Source organism: Bacteroides sp. RTP31139st1_H2_RTP31139_211217 (assembly GCF_040227615.1).
Classification (GTDB): Bacteria; Bacteroidota; Bacteroidia; order Bacteroidales; family Bacteroidaceae; genus Bacteroides; species Bacteroides uniformis.
In genome coordinates this window covers 976-2,812 of record NZ_JBCNZM010000291.1, presented here as the reverse complement: position 1 = coordinate 2,812, position 1,837 = coordinate 976, and the positions used below count along the sequence as shown (strand labels likewise).

The following is a 1,837-nucleotide window of genomic DNA, read 5'->3' as shown; positions in this document are numbered from 1 at the left end:
GTTGTAAGCGGACGAGAAAATGTTGAAAATATTGAACTTTGTTCAAAAGACAGAGAATTATTCAATTCTTTTCTTGTTGCAGACACCGCAGACAGTCAATTTTCTTATCATCGAACTTCACCACTACATTCTATTGCTCACTGTACACTTACAGAACGAAAAGAGGTCGAACAGAAAATGCTTGCTACTGTTAGAGCAGCCTTTAAAGCAGGTAAAGATGCATCTAAATTTGAAGAACTTGAAAATGGATTGACTGAAATTTCTAATAATTTGACAAAATTTGGTTTGAGTGGTGATTCTTTGAAACCATTACTGGACTACAAGGAGAATGCATACACACTAAGAAATGTTGCAATACACCAATATAACAGACCTTTTAGATTGATGGGCAATGGTTCCAAACGATTATTGTCTATGGCAATACAAATGGAACTTACTAAGCAAGGTGGCATTGTTCTCATTGATGAAATAGAGCAGGGATTAGAATTTGATAGAGTAACAAATATCGTTAGGTTATTCAAGAATGCGTCAAATGGTCAAGTGTTCGTAAGTACTCATTCTACACATGTAGTATGTGAAGCTTCATGCAAACAGTTTTGTATGATTAGTCCTGATCACAAAACTGCTTATTCGTTTAATGAAGAAAATATTTCTCTACTAAGGAAACAACCGCATGTATTTTTTGCAAAGAGAATTATTTGTTGCGAGGGAAAGACTGAACTTGGTATCGTACGAAAATTAGATGAACAACTGAATTTGAACGGAAACGGATTTTCCTCAAAAGGAATAGTTGCTGCTGATTGTGGTGGAGGAACAAAACACTATCAATGTGCTATAGATTTGCATAAAAAAGGATTTGATGTCTGTGTAATAAGTGATAATGATGTTTTGAAAGATGACAAATTGAAAAATCTTCATAATCAAGCAATTGAATTAGGTATAACCATTATAAGATGGGATGAGGGATGTTCTTTTGAAGGACAATTATTCAAAGATCTAAAATGGGAAAATGTTAATGAGTTGGTAGCGCTAGCGAATGAACTAAATGAAGATAAAGACATCTATGCTTCTATAGGATTCAAAGACGTAAATAAGTTAAAAGACCCTCAAAATGACACAAGTGAATTGAGAGAGCGCATTGCGAAAAAGGCAAAAGGTTCCAAAAATAATCCAGCATGGTTCAAAAACATAGAAAAAGCAGAGCATGTTGGTGATTTGTTATGGAACTGCTTTTGGAATAACAAAATAGACAATAACAGCAGCCTATACAAACAAATGGACAAATTAAGATTATGGATAGCGAAATAGACAATTATCTAAATGACAATAAATCTTTAGTAATAGCTCCAGCTGGGCATGGAAAAACTACACTGTTGACAAAATGTATTCTTAGGCTTCATATGTCTAAGAACATACTCATTCTGACTCATACTCATGCAGGAATTGCTTCAATAAAACAGAAGATGTCCAAGGAACACATACCTTTGAAAAACGTATGCATTTCAACAATAACAGGCTTCGCTCAACATATCGCAATATTGTTCTATGGGAAAAACATACTTGAGAAACAAGAGGATAAAAAGTATTTTAATGATATTCAAGAAAAAGTGTTGCGTATTATATCATTGAATGGGGTGCTCAATATTATAAAAAGAACTTATTCCGTTATTTTTGTAGATGAGTATCAAGATTGCTCCATAATCCAACACAAAATAATTGAGAAAATATCGTCTGTTATGCCAACGCATTTGCTTGGAGATCCACTACAAACTATAATTCGCTTTAATGATGAGCCTGTAGATTTTTCTAAACATTTGAACAATTTTAAGGAATACAA

The 1,837-nt window shown here is 33.5% G+C and carries 2 protein-coding genes; both read left to right on the top strand.

The features are described from left to right. Nucleotides 1-1,308, top strand: a 1,308-nt coding sequence (locus ABUA47_RS24085; RefSeq protein ID WP_349832207.1) for an ATP-dependent nuclease, incomplete at its 5' end; no start/stop codon positions are given. Then, nucleotides 1,293-1,837, top strand: a 545-nt coding sequence (locus ABUA47_RS24080; protein WP_349832206.1) for a UvrD-helicase domain-containing protein, incomplete at its 3' end; no start/stop codon positions are given. The genes ABUA47_RS24085 and ABUA47_RS24080, both read left to right, overlap by 16 nt.